At 63.4% G+C, this 20,312-nt stretch carries 17 protein-coding genes and 1 pseudogene; 5 read left to right on the forward strand and 13 right to left on the reverse strand.

The annotated features are described in order from the left end of the window. Positions 1–87: 87 nt before the first annotated feature. The 7 genes from NHF53_RS14705 to paaN form a co-directional block, all read right to left on the reverse strand. Positions 88–2,028 (reverse strand): 3-hydroxyacyl-CoA dehydrogenase NAD-binding domain-containing protein, encoded by a 1,941-nt coding sequence (locus tag NHF53_RS14705; protein ID WP_252834796.1) that lies wholly within the window; start codon positions 2,026–2,028, stop codon positions 88–90. 6 nt (positions 2,029–2,034) lie between these two features. After that, positions 2,035–2,736, reverse strand: coding sequence for an ABC transporter ATP-binding protein (locus NHF53_RS14710; RefSeq protein WP_252834797.1), 702 nt, complete (start codon positions 2,734–2,736; stop codon positions 2,035–2,037). Further along, positions 2,723–3,508, reverse strand: coding sequence for an ABC transporter ATP-binding protein (locus NHF53_RS14715; protein WP_252834798.1), 786 nt, complete (start codon positions 3,506–3,508; stop codon positions 2,723–2,725). Before NHF53_RS14715 ends, NHF53_RS14710 begins: the two co-directional genes overlap by 14 nt. Further along, positions 3,505–4,461, reverse strand: coding sequence for a branched-chain amino acid ABC transporter permease (locus NHF53_RS14720; protein ID WP_252834799.1), 957 nt, complete (start codon positions 4,459–4,461; stop codon positions 3,505–3,507). The genes NHF53_RS14715 and NHF53_RS14720 overlap by 4 nt, the downstream gene beginning before the upstream one ends. Before the next feature lie 2 nt (positions 4,462–4,463). Beyond that, entirely contained in the window at positions 4,464–5,336 is an 873-nt protein-coding gene (locus NHF53_RS14725; protein ID WP_252834800.1) for a branched-chain amino acid ABC transporter permease, read from the reverse strand. Between the two features lie 100 nt (positions 5,337–5,436). Next, positions 5,437–6,573, reverse strand: coding sequence for an ABC transporter substrate-binding protein (locus tag NHF53_RS14730; protein ID WP_252834801.1), 1,137 nt, complete (start codon positions 6,571–6,573; stop codon positions 5,437–5,439). Positions 6,574–6,609: 36 nt separating this feature from the next. Beyond that, on the reverse strand, positions 6,610–8,262 hold the full coding sequence (paaN, locus tag NHF53_RS14735) for a phenylacetic acid degradation protein PaaN (RefSeq protein ID WP_252834802.1): 1,653 nt from the start codon (positions 8,260–8,262) through the stop codon (positions 6,610–6,612). Positions 8,263–8,363: 101 nt separating this feature from the next. Here paaN and paaG point away from each other — a divergent pair, with 101 nt between their 5' ends. The 5 genes and pseudogenes from paaG (at position 8,364) to NHF53_RS14760 (ending at position 12,557) form a co-directional block, all read left to right on the forward strand. Continuing rightward, positions 8,364–9,158 carry a 2-(1,2-epoxy-1,2-dihydrophenyl)acetyl-CoA isomerase PaaG gene (gene paaG / locus NHF53_RS14740; RefSeq protein WP_252834803.1) on the forward strand — a complete coding sequence of 265 codons (795 nt, stop codon included), beginning with the start codon at positions 8,364–8,366 and terminating at the stop codon, positions 9,156–9,158. Further along, on the forward strand, positions 9,155–9,592 hold the full coding sequence (gene paaI / locus NHF53_RS14745; protein WP_252834804.1) for a hydroxyphenylacetyl-CoA thioesterase PaaI: 438 nt from the start codon (positions 9,155–9,157) through the stop codon (positions 9,590–9,592). The genes paaG and paaI overlap by 4 nt, the downstream gene beginning before the upstream one ends. 25 nt (positions 9,593–9,617) lie before the next feature. Continuing rightward, the gene (paaK, locus tag NHF53_RS14750) at positions 9,618–10,928 is read left to right on the forward strand and encodes a phenylacetate--CoA ligase PaaK (RefSeq protein ID WP_252834805.1); all 1,311 of its coding nucleotides are present in this window, start codon (positions 9,618–9,620) and stop codon (positions 10,926–10,928) included. A 97-nt stretch (positions 10,929–11,025) separates the two neighbouring features. Further along, positions 11,026–11,625, forward strand: coding sequence for a TetR/AcrR family transcriptional regulator (locus NHF53_RS14755; RefSeq protein ID WP_252834806.1), 600 nt, complete (start codon positions 11,026–11,028; stop codon positions 11,623–11,625). 187 nt (positions 11,626–11,812) lie between these two features. Beyond that, positions 11,813–12,557 (forward strand): annotated as a pseudogene (locus tag NHF53_RS14760) (IS6 family transposase). A 55-nt stretch (positions 12,558–12,612) separates the two neighbouring features. On the opposite strand, the gene NHF53_RS14765 reads toward NHF53_RS14760, so the two are convergent. The 6 genes from NHF53_RS14765 to NHF53_RS14790 form a co-directional block, all read right to left on the reverse strand. Further along, positions 12,613–13,197, reverse strand: a complete 585-nt coding sequence (locus NHF53_RS14765; RefSeq protein ID WP_252834807.1) for a DUF2478 domain-containing protein — start codon at positions 13,195–13,197, stop codon at positions 12,613–12,615. 61 nt (positions 13,198–13,258) lie between these two features. Further along, a complete protein-coding gene (locus NHF53_RS14770; RefSeq protein WP_252834808.1) occupies positions 13,259–15,796 on the reverse strand; it encodes an arsenate reductase (azurin) large subunit in 2,538 nt (845 codons plus the stop codon). A gap of 12 nt (positions 15,797–15,808) precedes the next feature. After that, positions 15,809–16,333, reverse strand: a complete 525-nt coding sequence (locus tag NHF53_RS14775; protein ID WP_114364096.1) for an arsenate reductase (azurin) small subunit — start codon at positions 16,331–16,333, stop codon at positions 15,809–15,811. Positions 16,334–16,494: 161 nt separating this feature from the next. Then, a complete protein-coding gene (locus tag NHF53_RS14780; protein ID WP_252834809.1) occupies positions 16,495–17,847 on the reverse strand; it encodes a sigma-54 dependent transcriptional regulator in 1,353 nt (450 codons plus the stop codon). Further along, positions 17,837–19,276 carry a HAMP domain-containing sensor histidine kinase gene (locus tag NHF53_RS14785; RefSeq protein WP_252834810.1) on the reverse strand — a complete coding sequence of 480 codons (1,440 nt, stop codon included), beginning with the start codon at positions 19,274–19,276 and terminating at the stop codon, positions 17,837–17,839. The genes NHF53_RS14780 and NHF53_RS14785 overlap by 11 nt, the downstream gene beginning before the upstream one ends. Next, on the reverse strand, positions 19,273–20,142 hold the full coding sequence (locus NHF53_RS14790) for a PhnD/SsuA/transferrin family substrate-binding protein (RefSeq protein WP_252834811.1): 870 nt from the start codon (positions 20,140–20,142) through the stop codon (positions 19,273–19,275). The genes NHF53_RS14785 and NHF53_RS14790 overlap by 4 nt, the downstream gene beginning before the upstream one ends. Between the last annotated feature and the right edge of the window lie 170 nt (positions 20,143–20,312).

Below are 20,312 nucleotides of genomic sequence, written 5' to 3' on the forward strand. Positions count from 1 at the left end.
GGACGAAGGCTGCGACGGCTGCGCCTATCGTCGGCAATGAAGCTGCGGAAGAGATCGACGGCAACTGCGTTGCCGTCACCCGGTCCGTCAGCCGCCCGGTGATATGCAAAACATCGGACCGCCGCGCCAGCGCGGGAAACCGTAGCCGTGGATTTCGACGAGGTCGATGTCCGACGCCCTTTCGGCGACCCCTTCAGCCAGGATTGCCTCGCCTTCGCGCGCCATCGCACTGACCAGGCGATCGGCGATTGCCGCGGCATCCAGGGCAGCCGCAGGCTTGATGTGGCCATGGAGCAGCTGATCAACCTCCTGCGAGGGATGAGCGCGTCGATCGCCGGGCTTGTAGTCATACCAGCCGCCGCCGGTCTTCTGGCCCTTGCGGCCGGCTCTCACGAGGATGTCGCCGAGCGTTTCAGGAACGTCTAGGCCGGCGGCCCGTGCACCTTCTCGCTGCAGAAAGGCGATGTCGAGGCCACCGAGGTCCTGCGCTTCGAAGGGGCCCATGGCGAAGCCGAAGGCTCGCATTGCGGCGTCGACGTCAGCGATCGCGACACCCTGCCGGACCAACGCTTCGGCTTCGGCGCGATAGCGCTTGAGAATGCGGTTGCCGATGAAGCCCTCGCAGATGCCGGCACGGACCGGCACCTTGCCGAGCAGGCGAGCCAGCGCGAAACCCGTGGCGAGGGTCGCGGCGTCCGTCTCCGGCGTCGGCACGATCTCAAGGAGCTTCATGACATTGGCTGGGCTAAAGAAATGCAGGCCGATGAAGCGGCCCGGACGCGGCAGGCCTTGGGCGATTTCCCGCGGGTCGAGATAGGACGTGTTGGTCGCCAGCACCGCGTCGGCGCGGCAGACGCGACCGAGTTCATCGAACACCTGACGCTTAACGGAAAGCTCCTCGAAGACCGCCTCGATCACGAGGTCGCAATCGGCGAGCGCGGCATAGTCGGTCGAACCTATGACCCCGGCAAGCCGAGCCTCGGCGGCCACTTCGGTCAGTCGCCCGCGCTTGACCGCCCCGTCGAAGATCGCCTTCAGGTTGGCAAGACCGCGCTCGACGGCCGCATCGTCCCGCTCGATCAGGATGACCGGGAGACCTGCGTCGCGGAACGCCGCAGCAATCCCCGCCCCCATCGTGCCGCCACCGATCACGGCGGCGTTGCGCAGCGGACGGGTCTCGATGCCTGCAAGGGGCGCCGGCCGTGGGGCTGCCCGTTCGGCGAAAAAGACATGGCGGAGCGCGGCAGCCTGTTTAGAGGCACGCAGGTTCAGGAAAGTGGTCCGCTCGAACGCCATCGCGGAGGCAAAATCGACCTCGGTTGCCCGGCGCAGGCACGCGAGAGCGCGAAGCGGCGCTATCTCACCTCTCACACGTTTGGCAATGGCGCCTTCGGCGTTCTCCCAGAAGGTCTCCGGCATTGACGGCGCCGCTCGTAGAGAGAGTGGAACGGGCAGCTCGTCGGCAAGATTCTCTGCAAAGGTGACGGCACCGGAACGAAGATCGCCCTCGACGATCCGGTCGATGAGCCCGAGTTCGATTGCCCGCAGTGCTCGCACCGGCTTGCCGGTGGTCACCAGATCCACCGCGACCTCGACACCCGCGAGACGCACGGTGCGCACCGTCCCGCCGGCGCCGGGGACGATGCCGAGGGTCACCTCCGGCAGGCCGACCGAGGCCTCCCGCGCAGCCAACCGGAAGCGGCAGCCGAGCGCAACCTCGAAACCACCGCCGAGCGCCGAACCGTGGATTGCTGCAATCCATGGCTTTGCCGCCATTTCGATCGCAGAAATGGCGTCAGGCAGATGCGGCGGTTGCGGCGGCTTGCCGAATTCATTGACGTCGGCGCCGGCGATGAAGGTTCGCCCGGCACAGGTGAGCACCACCGCCGCCACGCCGGGATCAGCGTCGAGGGCGGCGACCGCTTCGCAAAGACCCTGGCGAACGGCCTGGCTCAACGCATTCACGGGCGGATTGTCGACGGTGACGACGGCGATCTTGCCCTCGCGGGCGATGGTGACGACAGTCATATGCTCTCAAATTCCCAGATAAGCTTCTCGAACGCGAGGATCGGCGAGCAGCTCGCCGGCCGGCCCCTCCATGGTGATCCTGCCGGTTTCCATGACGTAGCCCCGATCGGCGACCGACAGCGCGCCGAAGGCGTTTTGCTCGACGAGCAGAACAGTGACCTTCAGGTCCCGCATGCTCCTGACCACATCGAAGATCTGCTGAACCAGAATGGGCGCAAGTCCCATGGAGGGTTCATCGAGCAGCAGGCAGGACGGTCGTCCCATCAGGGCGCGGGCGATCGCGAGCATCTGCTGCTGGCCTCCCGACAGGCCGCCGGCGGCGAGATTGCGCTTCTCCTTCAGGATCGGGAACATCTCGAAGGCATTCTCCATATCCCGATCGACCCGGTCGTCGGTGAAGAGGAAGGCCCCGAGACGCAGGTTTTCTTCGACCGTCAGGTTGGTGAAGATCTGCCGACCCTCGGGAGACTGGGCGAGCCCGCGCTCCAGGCGTTTGAAGGCCGGTGTCGTGGTGAGTGCCTCGCCGCGGAAGATGATCTCGCCGCCGCTCACCGGCTGCAGGCCGGACAGGCAGCGCAAAAGCGTGGTCTTGCCGGCGCCGTTTGCGCCGACGATGGTGACGATCTCGCCGGAATCGATGTGCAGGTCGATGCCGTGCAGCGCTTCGATGCGCCCATAGCGTGATCTCAGTCCCTCAACCGTGAGCATGGGACGGCTCCTGTGCCTTCGTTCCGAGATAGGCCGCAATCACGTTCGGGTCGCGCGAAACGGCGGCAGGCTCGCCCTCGGCGATCTTGACGCCGTGATCGAGGACGACGATGTGGTTGGAGATCCGCATCACCATCTTCATGTCGTGCTCGACAAGAAGAATGGCGACGCCCGAGGCCGCCACCTCGGCGATCAGGTGATCGATCTCCTCTGTTTCTACGGCATTGCAGCCGGCCGCCGGCTCATCGAGCAGCAGGACCTTGGTATCGAGCGCAAGAGCGCGGGCGATTTCGAGCCTCTTCAACGCACCGTAGGAGAGACTGCCGGCCTCGAGTTCGGCCGCATTGGCAAGACCGACGCGCGCCAGGAGTTCGCGCGCACCGGCCTGCGCTTCGCGGGAGCGGCGCCTTGACCCCGGCAGCCCGAGGAGATCGGCAAATACCGAACCTCTTTCCTGCAAATGAAACCCGGCAATGGCGTTTTCCAGCACCGTCATGTTCTGGAAGATCTGCAGGTTCTGGAAGGTGCGCGACATGCCGCGGCGCGCCAGCAGATGCGGCGAGAAGCCGGTCACGTCCTCACCGTTCAGTCTCACCCTCCCCGACCTCGGCATGTAGACGCCCGAGATCATGTTGAACAAGGTGGTCTTGCCGGCACCGTTCGGTCCAATGACGGAGACAATTTCCCCGGAATTGACCGAGAAGCTCACATCATCGACGGCTTTCAGGCCCCCGAAAGCGATTCCCAGTCCTTCGACGCTGAGAAGGCTCATGCTCCCCTCCCAGTGAATTGACGCATCAGCGATGGCAGCAGGCCCTCGCGCAGGAAGATCATCACCAGCATCATCACCAGCCCGAGCACGACCTGCTCGTATTCGGCAAATACGGTCAGCACCTGCGGCAGGAGGGTGAGAATGCCCGCACCGAAGATCGCTCCGAGCACCGATCCGGCGCCACCCAGCACCGCCATGGTGACCAGCTCGATCGAATGCATGTAGCCCGCGACATCCGGCGTGATGAACTTGTTCTGCAGGGCGAGCAGGGAACCCGAGGCCGAGGCATAGACCGCCGAGATGACGAAGGCCTGAAGCTTCGCCCGGGGCACATCGACACCGACCGTGCTCGCGGCGATTTCCGACCCGTGGAGCGCCCGAAGCGCGCGGCCGGTCGGGCTATCGTGCAGATTGAGCGCCAGCCACGCACCGACCAGCAGGCAGAGGCCACAGAAGAAATACCAGAACTCCGGCGCCGAGAGCTCGAGGCCGAGCTTCTTGAGCGCTTGGCGAAGTCCGAGGTCCGCAACCGCAATGCCATCCGGGCCACCGGTCAGCCAGGCCTCGTTCGAGAGCACCATGGAGACCAGGATCCCGAAGCCGAGTGATGCGACGGCGAGATAGTACCCCTTGAGCCGCAGGATCGGCCGGCCGACGACATAGGCGATCACCGCGGAAAGCACGCCACCGAGGATCGCGGCCAAGGCCGGATGAAGGCCGAGATGCACAGGTGCCAACGCCGAGGCATAGGCGCCGATACCGGCAAAACCGGCATGGCCGAGGCTGATCTGTCCGGCGAAGCCGGTCAGGATGACGATGCCGAGCACCGCCACGCCGTTGACGAACACAAGCGAACCGATACGGAAGTAGAATGCGGACGGGAAGAAGAAGGGCGTGGCCGCAATGAGCAGCGCCAGAACGAGAAGTGTGGTCTGTTTTGTCGTGAGCCGCATCGTCACACCCGATTGACCGTGTTGCGCCCGAAGAGGCCTTGCGGCATCGCGAAGAGGACCGCGAGAATGACGATGAAGGCGACCGCGTCCTTATACTGCGAACTGATGAAGCCGGCAGTCAGCGCTTCGAAGAGGCCGAGCAGCAGGCCGCCGACCAGGGCGCCCTTCGGATTGCCCATGCCGCCGAGCATGGCCGCGGCAAAGCCTTTCAGGGCGAGTGCGATGCCGAGATCGTAGCTCGTCAGCGTGATCGGGGTGACGAGCACCCCGGCGAGCGCGCCGATCGCCGCCGACAGTGCGAAGGACAGTGTCATGACCCACTTGGTGTTGATGCCGACGAGCTGGGCTGCCAGGCGATTGTTCGAGGTGGCGAGCACCGCCTTGCCGGTCAGGGTGCGGGTAAAGAAGAGCCAGAGCGCTACGAACACGACAACGGCGCCGGCGATGACCCAAAGGCTCTGCGGCAGGATCGTCGCGGCGAGAATCCTGATCGGCTCGTCGCCGGTGAAAGCCGGGAAGCGGTGCAGCTGCTTGTCGAAGATGAGCTGCGTCACGCCGCGAATGAAGATCGACGCGCCGATGGTGATGATGATCAGCGACACGACGGGGGCGCCACGCGCCGGCTCGATGGCGAGCTTGTTCAGGGCGACGCCGATGGCTGCGGTCGCGGCGATCGCAATCAGCGCCGCCAACGGCAGCGGCAGGCCCGCTTCAAAGGCGAACACCGTGATCATGCCACCCAGCATGACAAATTCGCCCTGGGCGAAATTCACGACATCGGAGGCGTTGTAGATGATGGTGAAGCCCAGCGCCACGAGCGCATAGACCGCACCGACCGTCACGCCGGAAAGGAGAAACTGCATCAGTTCTGGCATCGAAGACCCCGTTGTGGCCGCTTGTTTGCGACGTGGGGCCTGCAGGTGACCTGCGGGCTCCACGCCAGTGCCATGTCCCGCGAGGGGACGGTTCGGGTGCTTACTCGATGATGGTCCAGCCACCGTCCTTGATTTCCAGCATGCGGAATGCCGAGAGATCGAGGCCGAGGTGATTGTCCGCCGACATCGTCACCACGCCGGTGGTACCGACGAGGCCGGACGTGCCTTCGATCGCATCGCGGATCGCTTCGGGTTCTGCCGAACCGGCACGTCCGATGGCATCGACGAGGATGCGCAGGGCGTCGTGGGCATAGCCGCCGAAGGTCGAGACGGCAGAACCCGTCTTCTTCTCGTAGGCTGCCTTGTACTCCGTCACCACGGCCTTCTGGGAATCGCCGTCGGCGAGGATGCCGGCAACCAGCAGCGCGGTGCCTGGAAGGCGAACGCCCTCGGCGGCCTTCGCGCCGGCAAGCTCGATGAAGCCGTCGGAGGCGACACCGTGCGACTGATAGAGCGGCAGGCCGACGGCCAACTGCGAGTAGTTGCGGGTGACGATCGACGGACCCTGTCCGAAGCCTGCATTCAGCACGGCCTGTACGCCGGCCGTGCCCTTGATGTTGGTCAACTGGGGCGTCATGTCGGCATCCTGCGGGCCATAGGTCTCGTCGGCTGCGATTTCGATGCCGTAGTCGCCGGCAACGGCGACGCACTGCTTGTGCATCGAGGCGCCGAAGCCATCGGTGCCGGAAATGACGCCGATCTTGCTGATCGCGTTCTTCTTCATGTCTTCGAAGATCTTCTGGCAGGCCATGCGATCGGTATGGGGGGTCTTGAAGACCCAGTGCTTGACCGGATCGATGATCTCAATGGCGCCGGCGAGCGAGATGAACGGCACCTCGGCGTCCTCGGCGACGGGAATGATCGACATGGTCGTGCCCGTCGTCGTGCCGCCGATGATGGCCACCACCTCGTCGTCCTCGACGAGACGGGTTGCGAAGGTGCGCGCCTTGTTCGGATCGCCGCCATCGTCGTAGAGAACGAGCTTGAGCTGTTCGCCGTTGACCCCGCCCTTCGCATTGATCTCCTCGACCAGCATTTCCAGCGTCTTGGCCTCGGGGTCGCCGAGGAACGAAGCGGGTCCGGTCGCCGATACGGTGGCGCCGATCCTGATCTCGGCCTCGGCCGCCCCTGCGAAACCCATTGCCATCAGTGTGACGAGTGCTGTCGTCGTCTTCATTTGTGTCTCCTCCCTGAGAACATTGAAAGAAAGGCGTTACGCCGCCTTGGGGCGGCGCCACATCGCCAGCCGGAACCGGTTGGCGACGAAGGCGGTGTCAGTCAGGCTGGCATTTCCGGCCGGGTTGGCACCGGTGACGTGAAAATCCGAAAACGCCGCAGACTGGTTGACGAAAATGTTGCCGGTGAGATTGATCGACAGATTGACGCCGGCGCGGGCAAAGACCTTCACCGCGTATGCAATGCGCGCCTCGTCAGTGTCGTAAAGTGCGGCAGTGATCGCGCCCTTGCTGCGGGCGAGGCCGGCCGCCAGGTCGATCGCGGCCTCTGCGCTATCCGCGGCGACGATGAAGGCGATCGGGCCGAAGCACTCTTCCTCATGTGCCTTCGTCCCGCCCGCATCGACGGCAATGATCAACGGGGTTGCGCTGCGACCGCTCGCCAGTGGGGCGGAGTCGCGGATGATGCGTCCGAGACTCCGCGCCTCGTCAAGCCGCGCCAGCGTCGCGGGATTGGCAATTGCACCGCAAACGCCGGAGGCGCGCGCCGGATCGCTCAGAAGCGCGTCGACGGCGGCGGCGATTGCAGTGGCGACCTCATCAAAGCTCTTGTGACCTTCGTTGGTCTCGACGCCGGCGCGCGGAACGAAGATGTCCTGCGGGGCGGTACACATCTGGCCCGAATAGAGCGAGATCGAGAAGGCGATATTGGCGCACATTCCGGCAAAGTCGTCGGTCGCGGCAATCACGATCGAATTGACGCCTGCTTCCTCGGTAAACACCTGAGCCGAACCGGCATTGTCGCGCACCCATTCCCCAAACGCGCTGGAGCCGGTGTAGTCGATGATGGCGATGTCCGGGTGAGTAACGAGATTCTTCGTGATTTCCGCGCCCGCCTCATCGACCGCCAACAGGACGACGTCCGCCGGGAAGCCGGCTTCGACGAGAACCTCGCGCGCCACTCTCACAGTCAGCGCAAGTGGCAGGATCGCGCCGGGATGCGGCTTGACGATCACCGTATTGCCGGTGGCAAGGCTCGCAAAGATGCCGGGATAGCTGTTCCAGGTGGGGAAGGTCTGGCAACCGATCGCAAGAGCAATGCCGCGCGGCACGACCTGCCAGTTCTTTTCGAGGATGATCGCCGGGGCCTTGCCCTGCGGCTTCTCCCAGGTGGCCTGACCCGGCGTGCGGGTCATCTCCACCCAGGCGGTTGCAACCGCTTCGAGGCCGCGGTCCTGTGCATGCGGGCCGCCGGCCTGGAAGGCCATGGGAAAGGCCTGGCCGGTCGTGTGCATGACGGCATTGGCCATCTCGAAGCTCATGCGGTTGAGACGCGTCAGGATTTCGAGACAGACGCCGACCCGTGTCTCCGGCGATGCATCTGCCCAAACTTCACCGGCTGCTTTCGAGGCGGCGACGAGCGTCGCGACATCGCTTGACGGGTAGAGGATGTTCAGATCGAACCCCCAGGGCGAGTTCTCCGACCCGAGCCGTTTGCTCTCCGGATGATCCGGCAGGTCAAACCGGTCGCCAACGAGCGACCGGAAGGCAGCTTCGCCGTCGTCCTTGGCGGTCTCACCATAGATCTTGCCGCTCGGGACTTCCGGAAAGGGTGACCAGAAACCGCGTTCGGACAGGGCCTTGACGGCTGTTTCCAAGAGATCACGATGACGGTTGAACAGGTCAGACATGACAAAATTCTCCTCTGCTGTCGTTTATAATTGACCGTCCGGTCGGTTTATGCAAGAGCTTTTTACGGCCCCGGATTTGGAGTGGGGCAAGGGAGACAGCGATGCACCAATCCGACACTGTTCTGGTGGCGATGGATGGCGGCGTTCTGCGGTTGACGCTGAACCGCCCGGAAAAACTCAATTCGTTCAACGAAGAGATGCACATCGCCTTGCGCGCGGCATTGCAGCGCGCCCACGATGATGCCACCGTGCGGGCGGTGCTGCTGACCGGCGCCGGCCGGGGCTTTTCCGCCGGCCAGGATCTCGGCGATCGCGACCCACGCAAGGGCGAGCCTGCCCCTGATCTCGGGCACACGCTCGAAACCTTCTACAATCCGACACTGCGGTTGATCCGTTCGCTGGAGAAGCCGGTCGTCTGCGCGGTCAACGGGGTCGCCGCAGGGGCCGGCGCCAACATCGCGTTTGCCTGCGATATCGTGCTTGCCGCCCGTTCGGCGAAATTCATCCAGGCCTTTTCCAAGATCGGGCTCATCCCTGATGCCGGCGGCAGCTGGAGCCTCGCCCGCATTCTTGGCGAACCGCGCGCCAAGGCACTCGCCATGACCGCCGAACCGCTGATGGCGGAGCGTGCGGCCGATTGGGGTCTGATCTGGAAGGCGGTCGAAGACGACCAGCTGATGATGGAAGCGGAAACGCTCGCCCGGTCGCTGGCCGAGGGCGCAACCCGCGGGCTCGGCCTCACCAAGCGGCTCATCCAGGCGGCGGCCACCAACAGCCTCGACCAGCAGCTCGACATGGAGCGCGACTGCCAGCGGGAAGCCGGCCGCACAGCGGACTATGCCGAGGGGGTTACCGCCTTCCTCGAAAAGCGCAAGCCGGAGTTTTCGGGCAAATGACCATGAACGCACAGCAAATGGCCGAAGCCTGCGCCGAGGCCATGTGGAAGCTCGACAAGGCGTCGCAGCACCTCGGCATGCGTATCGAGCACATCGCGCCGGGTCAGGCGACACTCTCAATGGCCATCACCGAGGTCATGTCCAACGGCCATGGCAACTGCCATGGCGGCTACATCTTCACCCTCGCCGACAGCGCCTTTGCCTTCGCCTGCAACGGCTACAACCAGGTGACCGTCGCGCAGAACTGCACGATCACCTATATCAGTCCCGGGAGAATAGGCGACCGGTTGATAGCCGAAGCCCGCGAGATATCGCGCAAGGGCCGGTCCGGAATCTACGACATTCGCATTTCAAATCAGAGTGGCGACCTCGTCGCCGAGTTTCGCGGCCTGTCGCGGACGGTGAAGGGCACCCACCTGCCCGATCCCGCCTGAACCAGCGCATTCCAGGGAGGAAATCATGCTCGACTTTGTAACCCGCCCCCAGGATCTGGATCCGATCGAAATCGCCTCGCGTGACGAAATCTCGGCGCTCCAGTTTCACCGGATGAAGCGCTCGCTCAAACATTGCTACGAGAACTCGCCCTTCTATCGGAAACGTTTCGACGAGCACGGCGTGCATCCGGAAGACCTGAAGACCCTATCGGATCTGTCGAAGTTCCCGTTCACCACAAAGACCGATCTGCGCGACACCTATCCCTTCGGCATGTTCGCCGTTCCCCGGGAAAAGCTGGTGCGCATCCACGGATCGTCCGGCACCACCGGCAAGCCGACGGTCGTCGGCTACACCAAGCACGACATCGACGTCTGGGCCGACGTCGTCGCCCGCTCGATCCGGGCGTCCGGCGGCCGTCCGGGCGACATCGTGCATATCGCCTATGGCTACGGCCTGTTCACGGGCGGGCTCGGCGCACATTACGGTGCCGAACGTCTCGGCTGCACAGTCGTACCGATCTCGGGCGGCATGACCGAGCGCCAGGTCACCTTGATGAATGACTTCAAACCGCGCGTCATCATGGTGACGCCTTCCTACATGCTATCGATCCTCGACGAGTTCCGCCGCCAGGGCATCGACCCGCGCGAAAGCCCGATCGAGGTCGGCATCTTCGGCGCCGAGCCCTGGACGAACGCCATGCGAACCGAGATCGAGCAGGCATTCAACATGCATGCGGTCGACATTTACGGTCTCTCCGAGGTCATGGGTCCAGGCGTCGCCAACGAATGCGTGGAAACCAAGGATGGCCTGCACGTCTGGGAGGATCACTTCTATCCGGAGATCATCGATCCGACGACAGGCGAAGTGCTGCCCGACGGAGAGCTCGGCGAACTCGTGTTCACGACACTGACCAAGGAAGGGCTGCCGATGGTGCGCTACCGCACCCGCGACCTCACCCGACTGCTGCCCGGCACGGCGCGCTCGATGCGGCGTATCGAAAAAATCACCGGGCGCAGCGACGACATGATCATCCTGCGCGGCGTCAACGTCTTCCCGACCCAGATCGAGGAGCAGATCCTGAAATGCGGCGGCCTTGCTCCGCACTTCCAGATCGAGCTGACACGTGTCGGCCGTATGGACAACATGACCGTGCATGTCGAATGCGCGGCCGATTACACCGACGCGGCGGCCCGCGCGCAATCAGCCAAGGAACTGGCGCATCACATCAAGAGTGTCGTCGGAATCAGCACCAGGATCGAGGTAAGAGATCCCACCTCGATCGCGCGTTCGGAGGGCAAGGCCAAGCGGGTGGTGGACAACCGCCCGAAGAGCTGACCGGGTACCCGTGACAGTTCAAGGACAATTGTTGTAATGAGGCGGGGGCATAAGTGCCCCCCTTTTGCAGGTGTTCTGCAAGCAGGAAAGCGAAATCATGGCTCGTACCCGGGCAACCGACTTTGAGGAAAAGCGCCGCGGCATTCTGGACCATGCCGCAGCCGTATTTGCCGAACAGGGCATGGAGAAGGCTTCCATGTCCCAGATCGCAACCCATTCGGGCGTCTCTAAGGCTCTGCTCTATCACTACTATCCGAGCAAGGACGCGCTGATCTACGCGATCATTGTCACCCATCTGGACGAGCTCGACCAGGCGATCCAGGCAGCCGATGCTGCGGATGAGCCGGCGGAAAAGCGCTTGCGCCGGCTGGTCGGGGCGGTGCTCGAGAACTATCGTGGCGCCGACAACCAGCACAAGGTGCAGCTCAACGCGACCTCAGCCCTTTCCGATGAGCAGAAGGCGGGGATAACCGAGATCGAACGACGGATCGTCCGCCGCTTCTCCAACCTGCTTCGCGAAATCAACCCCGAACTCGACAGCAAGGAACGGCCGCTGCTGATGCCAGTCACCATGTCACTGTTCGGCATGATGAACTGGGTCTACATGTGGTTTCGCGATGGCGGCCGCATCACGCGGGAAGACTATGCGGATGTCGCCACCACACTGATCCTCGAAGGGATCAAGGCGGTTCACTGAGGTTTCGCTTACCCGAAGTTGCACGACAGTCAGAAGCTTCCCTCGACCCTGTGGGCGAGAGAGCCAACCGAGACGCAGCGTCAGATGTGCCTCGGATCTGCAGGGGGCTTGTCGCAAATTTTCGTAGTTAACGAGCTGTTGACCAAGCCTGGAGAGATTGCCGCTCCCAATGTCGTGGAGCATGCCGATACTTCTGAATGCTATTGCCGAGAAGCTGAGGCGCCAGTCGAAGGACGATTTCAAAGGGCGGCATTTCGAGGCATGGCTCATCGTACAGGCGGTGACCTGGTATCTGCGTTATCCGCTCAGCTACCGAGACTTGGAAGAGATGTTCCGGGAACGCGGCTTCGAGGTCGACCACAGTACCATCAATCGCTGGGTTCTCGCCTATGCACCGATGATGGAGAAGCGGCTGCGACAGTTCCGCAAACCGCATTGCGGATCGGTCCGGATCGATGAGACCTACGTCAAGATCCGCGGCAAATGGCGCTATCTGGACCGAGCCATCGACAAGCATGGCAATCCGGTGGATTTCCTGCTTACCGCAAAGCGCGACCTCGACACCGCCAAGCGCTTCTTCCGCAAAACGCTCAAGGACGAGCCGCTGCTCTCGCCGGGGAAGATCGGCACCGATGGTGCCAACACCTTTCCCTCAACGATCAAGGCGGCGGTCGATGACGGGCACCTGCATCCGGAACCGGTTCACTATGTTACCAAGCATCTCCAGCAAGGCATCGAGAGTGATCATTTCCGAGTGAAGAAGAATATGCCCAAGATCGGCGGCTTCCAATCCTTCAATACGGCGCGCCGAACGATTGCGTTTCGAAGCAATGCTCTGGCTGAGAAAGGGTTTCGGTGGCGAGTGGACCGTCAATGATCAGAATGATCTGCTCGCGCGCCTTTTCGGACTTCAAAAGGTTAACAAAGCGTGAAGTGCACCCCATTCAAGGGCAAACTGCGTGCCGGACCTGACTTTGCGACAAGCCCTCATCGCGCGATCTCGCACGCGATCCCCTGTATCTGTTTCAGCTCGGGGACACTTGCGATCTCCGGCAAATGAGACAGCAGCCAGGCTCTCGCCGGCGTGATCTCCGCCGGTGCGACCTCGACGAGGGGCCCCGCAAAGTCCAGAAGCGAACCCAGGGAAAGCCTCCCCACACTCATGAAAACCGGAATGTCGGCTTCCGTCGCCATGGCGATCGCCTGCCGCATGCCGCCGCCCTCCTCCTCGGCCTTGCCGAACTTGTTCAGCACGAGAAGCTGCGGTGTACCGGTCATGAGGGCCTGTTCGACGTCCAGTGCCGCCCGGGCGATCAGGTCGCGGTCGAGACGGCAGCCGGCCGAGAACTTTCCCCGGTCCTCGGAAATCCTGTACTCGTTGCAACTGTCGATCGAGACCAGATGCATATCGTTGTGCACACGGTCCGTCCGGCGAATGTTCTTTTGGACTACCCCGGTAACGAGGATGCCGAGACTTCTGGCGAAGTCGAGCATGTCCGCGACGATATGATCTGCAGCCTCCGGATCATCGCGCCTGATCGCGTAGATCGGCGTATGCGTTGCCTGCTTCATGACGTTCCTCCTCCCCCAAGACCGACGGGACGCGGGGCTTGCGCGCCCCGCGTCCCCTCGCTCAGACCCGATACTCCATGTCCTTGAAGCTCAGGCCTTTCACGTTGGCCGGGGCCGACGATATCTTGCGGATATCGGCCCAGGTATGCTTGTAGTTCGGGATGACGAGTTCGTTGACGCCTGCGTTGATGACGTTGCCCTGGACGCCCGTCGGATAGCCGAACAACATGAAGGTGTGCTTCCGCTTGGCGGTTGCCGTCGGATAGACGATCGCCTGGGTCGCGCCGGCGTCGTTGTAGATCTCGACGAGATCGCCTTCCGCAAGCGAGAGTTCCTTCATGTCTTCCGGATTCATCTGGAGGACGGGATAGGGCATCCGGTCCATGACGAAGTCGTTCGCCTGATCCATGAACGCGTTCTGCCAAACGATGTTGGCGCGGCCGTTGTTGATCAGGAAGGAATACTTCGCCTGCTGTTCCGCCTTGCCCGGTGCCGCCCAGCCGCGCCAGGGAGCGGCCAGGAACCGCGCCTTGCCGTCGTCGGTTGAGAACTTGCCGTCGGTATAGAGCCGTTTGGTTCCGACGATCTGGCCGTTCTCAAATCCGGTCGCGGGTTCGTGGAAGCCGTTGTTGCCCATGGCCCGCAGGCGGTCGTAGGTCACGAACTCCCCGCCGCCGGCATGCTGCATGTAGCCGTCCTTGAACGCATCCTCCTCTGTCGCCCAGTCGAAGCCCTTGAACTGGTCGGCATAGCCGGCTTTCCCGCTTTCGCGGAACACCCGTTCGAGATTCTGGGCCAGACCGGCCGCGATGAGACAGTCGGGCTTTGCCTGCCCCGGCGGGTCCATATAGCGCTCGGTGAGACGCATACGGCGCTCGCCGTTCATCGAAGTCAGGTTCATTTCGCCTGAAATCGCTGCCGGCAGCCAGACATGGCTTGCCTGCCCGATCTGGCTCGGGACGATATCGATGTCGACGGAGAAGAGGCCGCCCTGGCGGATGGCCTGAACGATCGCCGCAACCATCGCCTCCCGGTCCCCATAGGGAACCGAGTTCATGGCATCTTTCACCATGTCGGTCCGCCGCTTGTAGACCTGCTTGAACTTCATCGCGTTCAGCGTGGTCTTGTAGTGGTCGCAGGCCCAGATGTAGTGAACGCCGCCCCTGCCCTCGATCAACAGCTTGTCGACATAGGCCGCCGGACGTCCGACATGGGCGTCAGACGGCCGCACATAGCCTTCCTGATGCCCGCCGAGGCGGACGACGCCGCCGCCCGGCTGGCCGACATTGCCCGTCGCCAGCGCGATGTTCACCAGCGCACCATTGGTCCGGTAGTTGTCGTTGCCCCAGATGAGGCCCTTTTCATAGCCGATCATGGTCCGGCGGCGCTTGCCACCTTCCTTGGGGCTGGCAATCCATTCTGCCGCCTTGACGATGTCTGCCTCGGCAAGCCCGGTGATCTTCGCCCCTTCGGCAAGCGAAACGCGGTTGGCCTCGAGGGTCTCCTTGAAGCCCGTCAGGGCGTGATCCTTGTCGGCCTCGGCGCTTCCCGGGCGCGCGATAAGTGCCGGACCTTCAGCCGACTCCTGATGCGTGTGGGCGTCGATGAACGCCTTGTCCACCCAGCCCTTGTCGGCGATGTAGGTGAAGAGCGTGTTGAACAGCACCAGGTCGGTGCCCGGCTCGATCGCCAGATGCAGCACGCGGTCCTTGCCCGCCTCCGCCTCGCACGCCGCAACGGTCACCGTCCGTCGTGGATCGACGATGATGATCCGGCCCTGCTCGACGGGTTCGCCCGGGAACTCCTTCTGCTTCTTGTCCACCGTGGTACCGCGCAGGTTCGGTATCCAGTGGTTGAGGAAGTAGTTGGTCTGGGCTTCCAGCGGGTTGGCACCGACGACCATGATCGTGTCGGCGAGCTCTGCGTCCTCATAGCAGTTGTTGAGCTCGCCGACGCCCATGTCGCGCGTCGCATGGACCTCCGAGTTGTAGGCCGGGCGATTGTGGATACGAACGTTCTTGATCTTCATCGCCCCGAAATAGAGCTTGCCCGTGCCCCAGGTGTTTTCATAGCCGCCCGCCGATCCGCCGTGGTCGAACATGGAGACGAACACCCCATCCTCGCCCTGCTCGTCGATCACGGCAGCGGTCACGCGGGCGACGAGATCGAGCGCGTCGTCCCAGCTCGTCGGCTGCATTTCGCCGTAACGCCAGACCATCGGCTCGGTAAGGCGCTGTTGTTGCGTGTTGCGGGCCTGCGACGGATGGTTCTCCGCCATGCGGGCACCGCGGATCGACCCGAGCCCGGAATTGACGTCGCAGGCTCTATCGGGCTTGATCACCAGATGAACGTCGCGGCCGTTCTGCTTGACGATGTTGTACATCGACGGGGCATACCAGGCTTCGGTCTCCGCTTCCTGCTGGCTCGCGAGGTCGACGCCGAACTTGTTCTGCTTCGGGTCGGTGCCGCCCTGACGGTTGATGTCCCAGGTCAGGGCCTTGTAGCCGCATCCGACGATGCAGTAGTGGCAGGTGACGTTGTGCTCCTTGGCATCCACCGGGACGATGGGGAGACGGTCGATTTGACGTTTGAATGTCATGGCTGTTTCTCCTCAGAGCACGTTCGACAGACGGCCGTAGATCAGCTCGTCCACGCCCTCGGCGTAGATGTCGCCCTTGTCGTCGACGCGCAGCGTGAACTGCGGCAGGTTCTGCGTGGCGTGGCCCCACACCTGCTGGCCCGCCTTTTCACAGTCGAAGCGGGAATAGTGTCCCGGACAATTCAGGGTCTTGTCTTCGGCGGAGTAGCTCAGGAAGAACCCCTTGTGCGGGCAGAGCGACGAAAACGCGACAATGTCGCCGTCGGGGCCGACGCCCCCTTCGACCTGCGTGCCGAGCTTCAGCAAGACACCGGGGGAATTCTCGTCGGGATAGGAAATATCCAAGGGCTCGCCGGAAGCGAGATCCTTGACGTTGGCGAGCTTCGCGGACGGATAGTCCACGCGCGCTCCGGGCGTCCCGCCCTTTGCCTCAGCCGGCGCAGGTACGGCAGCACTCGCTGCCGCGGTGGCGGCCGCAACGCCGGCTCCCCGGAGAAACTGACGCCGCCCCATCTGAATGATGTTGTCGCAAACCATGAAATCCTCCTCCTGATGCGATGAGAAGAGGATTGCAAAGGCCGTGCCAGCCCATGCCGGGCTCTAATATGCCGGATTTGCAGGGGTGAGGACCGGTTACCGAGGACTCGTGTCCGAAATCCCGAACATGCCCGGGCCACGGGCGTCCCGGTTTCCGAACATCATACCGCGCGCTCGGTCTCCGGGGCGTCGATATTAAGGCGCCGCATCTTCTCCCACATCGTCGTGCGCGATATGCGCAGCAGCCTGGCTGCAGGCGTGATGGCACCGCCGGTTGCTTCCAGCGCCCGCAGGATGTGGCTTCGCTCCGCCTCGTCTCGCGCCACATCCAGCGGCTCGAAGTCCGCTCCGCCCTGCGGCCACTCGGTCCCGCCTGCCGTTGCAAGCTCGGGAAAGAGGTCTCCCGGCATGATCCAGGGGCCAAGCGCAAGGAGCGTGGCGCGTTCTATGCGATTGCGAAGCTCGCGAACATTGCCGGGCCAGGTGTGCCTCTTCAATGCCCGTGCAGCGAGCTCCGACAGACCGGCGGGACTTTGCTCCTGCTGATCCGCCATCTCGGAAAGGAACTGCTCGGCAAGCCAGATCACGTCGTCCGGGCGGGCGCGGAGCGGTGGGACTTCGACGGCAACGACATTTATCCGATAGAACAGGTCGTCGCGGAACCTGCCGGCCCTGACCGCTTCGCGAAGATCGACGTTGGTGGCGCACAGAAGCCGCCCCTCGAACTGGATCGTGGCCTCGCCGCCGACGCGACTGAAGGTCCGGCTGTCGATCAGGCGAAGCAGTTTCGACTGGAGGCGCGGCGAGAGCTCGCCGATCTCGTCCAGAAACAGCGTGCCACCCTTGGCCCTTTCCGCATAGCCGAGGTGGCGGTTCACCGCACCGGAGAACGCGCCTTTCTCGTGTCCGAATAGCTCGCTTTCCAGAAGCTCTTCCGGGATCGCAGCGCAATTGACCGCGACGAAAGGTCCTTCTGCCACCGCCGAGTTTCGATGCAGGTAGCGGGCGCAGACCTCTTTGCCGACGCCCGTCTCGCCCGTGATCAGGACGTTCGAAGACGACCGCGATATCCGCAGGAGCAGGGTCTCGAGGGATGCCATGGCGGCCGAGACGCCGAGCGTCGGCTGCTGCATGCCGGTCCTGGTTCCGATCAGCCGCATCACACGATCGAGGAAATCGGTCATGTCGAACGGCTTCACCAGATAGTCACCGGCGCCCGAGCGAATGAGCCTCACAGCCTGATCCACATCGGCATATCCCGTCATGAAGAGGAAAGGAGGAGGATTGGTCGCCTCGGCGGCCCCGATAAAGACATCCTCGCCGCAGCCGTCTGGAAGGCGGATATCGCAGATGATCACGTCCTTTGGCGCGCCTTTCTCAATTGCCCGTCTCGCCGCGCCGACCGACCGCCACCACTCGACCGTCGCACCCTCGATCTCGAGCCGCTGGACCAGCGACTCGCCCATCACCGGGTCGTCCTCGATCAAGCCCAGGCTAATTTTCTCAAGCAGCATCTCTTCGTTCCTTCGAGGTAGTCTGAGGCAGGAAGACCGTCACGCGCGTCCCGTCGGCACTCGTGTCGACGCCGACATTGCCCCCCAGTTCGTCGACCAGCCGGCGCGTCGTCCAGAGCCCGAGCCCGTGGCCGCTTGCGAATGGACTCGGAGCAGCGGCGAAATCGACCAGGGTCCTGACCGCGTAGTCCGGCATTCCGGGACCTTCGTCGATGACCTCAACGACGAGGCCCGTTTCCGACAGGCGAACGCGCAGGGTCACACGGCCGCCGGTCTCCGAGGCGCGGCACGCGTTCAGCAGCAAGTTCAGGACGATCTGACGGACCTCGGAAGCGGGAATGTCCACAGTTCCGTCCAATTGCACGTCCCAGTCCAGTTCGAGATCACGATGGCGGCTGTCTGGCCCGGCGAGGATACGCAGATCTTCGAAGTCCTGGATTTCGAGTGGGCGGCTCTCGCGATTGACCTGCCAGGTCATCAGCGTCGACCGGACGACGTCCCGTATTCCCTTCAGTCCGCGCTCGATGAGGGAGAGCGACTTGAGCTGTACCTCGGGCCTGTCGCCGTGATGCTTGAGCGTGTCCAGCGCGTTGAATATGCCACCGAGAGGATTGTTGATCTCGTGCGCCATGCTGGACGCCAGACGGCCGAGGCTCGCAAGGCGCTCCTCTTCGGCGATCTTTCGCTCGAGCTGGTCCCGTTCGTCGAGGCCGGCAACCATCGCGTTATACGCCCGAAACAGACGCCGAAACTCCGAGCCGGCGCGCTTGATCTCGGCATCGGCGATCGGTTCGTGCGTCGGCGAGGCACTGTCCTCCAGATGCCCCGTCAGCACATCGACCGGCCGCATCATGCGCCGGACCGTCAGCCAGGCCACGACGACGGCGATGAGCGTCAGTACCGCGTTCGTCGCGACCAGTGCCGTCAGCACCCGCATTCTGTCGGCGAGCAGTGCGGCAATGTCGAGCTTTGCGAGCACCGTGCCGATCACCTGCCCGTTATAGACAATGTCACGCCGCGCAAAGGCTCGCGCGGATGCTTCGTCCATCAGGAAGCGTTCGGGGTTATCGATGACGCGCCGGTAGTCGGTCGGGATCGTTGCGCCGGTCGAAAGTGCTTTCGGGTCACTCGCGGCGATGACCCTGCCCTCCGTATTGGCGACGACGGTCTCGAGGGCCTTCACCCCCTTCATTCCCTGTCGCGAGCGATCGAGGATCGCAAACGCTTCCCAGACGTCCTCACGCAGGACCGCGTCCGACAATGCCGAGGTCAACCCGTCCAGATGCACGGTCGCCAGGGTTCTCAGGTGCTCGGACTGGATCGTTTCGAGCCTGGCAAGGACCTGCTGCGAGATGAACACGGACACGACAATCAGAAACGCGGCGGCGACCGCGGGCACCTTGAGCGACAGAGGCAAGGCCCGGTTCATCCCCGCGATACCCCCAGGCTTCGCATGAGCTCGGCAATCGGCGCGTAGAGCGTAGCCGGCTCCTCGCGGAAACCGTCGAGCCGCAGCATGGCGAGGACGGCTCGCCCATCCGGATCGTCGGGCATTCCGGCGAGGGCATCGCGCAGCGCCATCGTCACGGGAGCGCGATCGAGGGACGCGGGACAGGCGATCGGCGGAAAGCCGAGCCAGGTGGACTTTCTCACCACCTCCGTCCCGGCCACGAGGTCAGGCTCGGTCTCCTTGAGGACTTCGTAGATGTACCCGTCGACACTGCCGCTGGCAGCCAAGCCGGTGTCCACCGCTCTCACGACGTTCCTGTGACCGTAGGTAAAGAAGGCCCGGCTGAAGAAGCGGTCGGGGCTTGTTCCGAGCGCCGCCATCTCTGCGGCAGTCACGAGGTAGCCCGAGTTCGAGTCCGGGTCGGAGAAGGCATGGATGTCGCCCTTGAGCTCGTTCAGCGAGCGGGCATTCCTGCCTTTGCCGGCAATGAGATAGGACTGGTAAAGCGGTCTGCCTCGCCAGATAGGCACCGCGACCAGAGCCAGTTGCTCGGCATTTGCCACGAAAGGATAGCCGCAGATCCAGGCAGCGTCCAACTCCCGCGAGATCAGCATCGACGTGATCTCCTGGTAGGTTCTGCGGGTAATCATCTTCACCCGCCGGCCCGTTGCCCTTTCCAAGTATATCTTCAGTCTTGAAAGCAGCTCGAGGTCAGACGTCAGGAAGACCGGCGTCAGGCCGAACCGGAGTTCGTCCGCTTCCGCGAAACCCAGGTCGGGCGCGAGCGCACCCGCACATGCGGCGCAACCGCGCAAGAAAGCGCGCCGAGCAAGCGTCGGTTTCATCCTGTTCCTCCCAGCCCCGCCGCTCCCACGGCGGGACATCTACGAGGCTACCACAATGGAATGCTATTTCAAAAGCGTCTGATGGCCGGGCTTGTCCTCCACCGATGGACGCACGGGCGTAGAAAGGGGCTCCACCCCGACAGGAGGGGGCACAGCAGGCAGCGAACCCA

Source organism: Ciceribacter sp. RN22 (assembly GCF_024054295.1).
Lineage (GTDB): Bacteria > Pseudomonadota > Alphaproteobacteria > Rhizobiales > Rhizobiaceae > Allorhizobium > Allorhizobium lividum.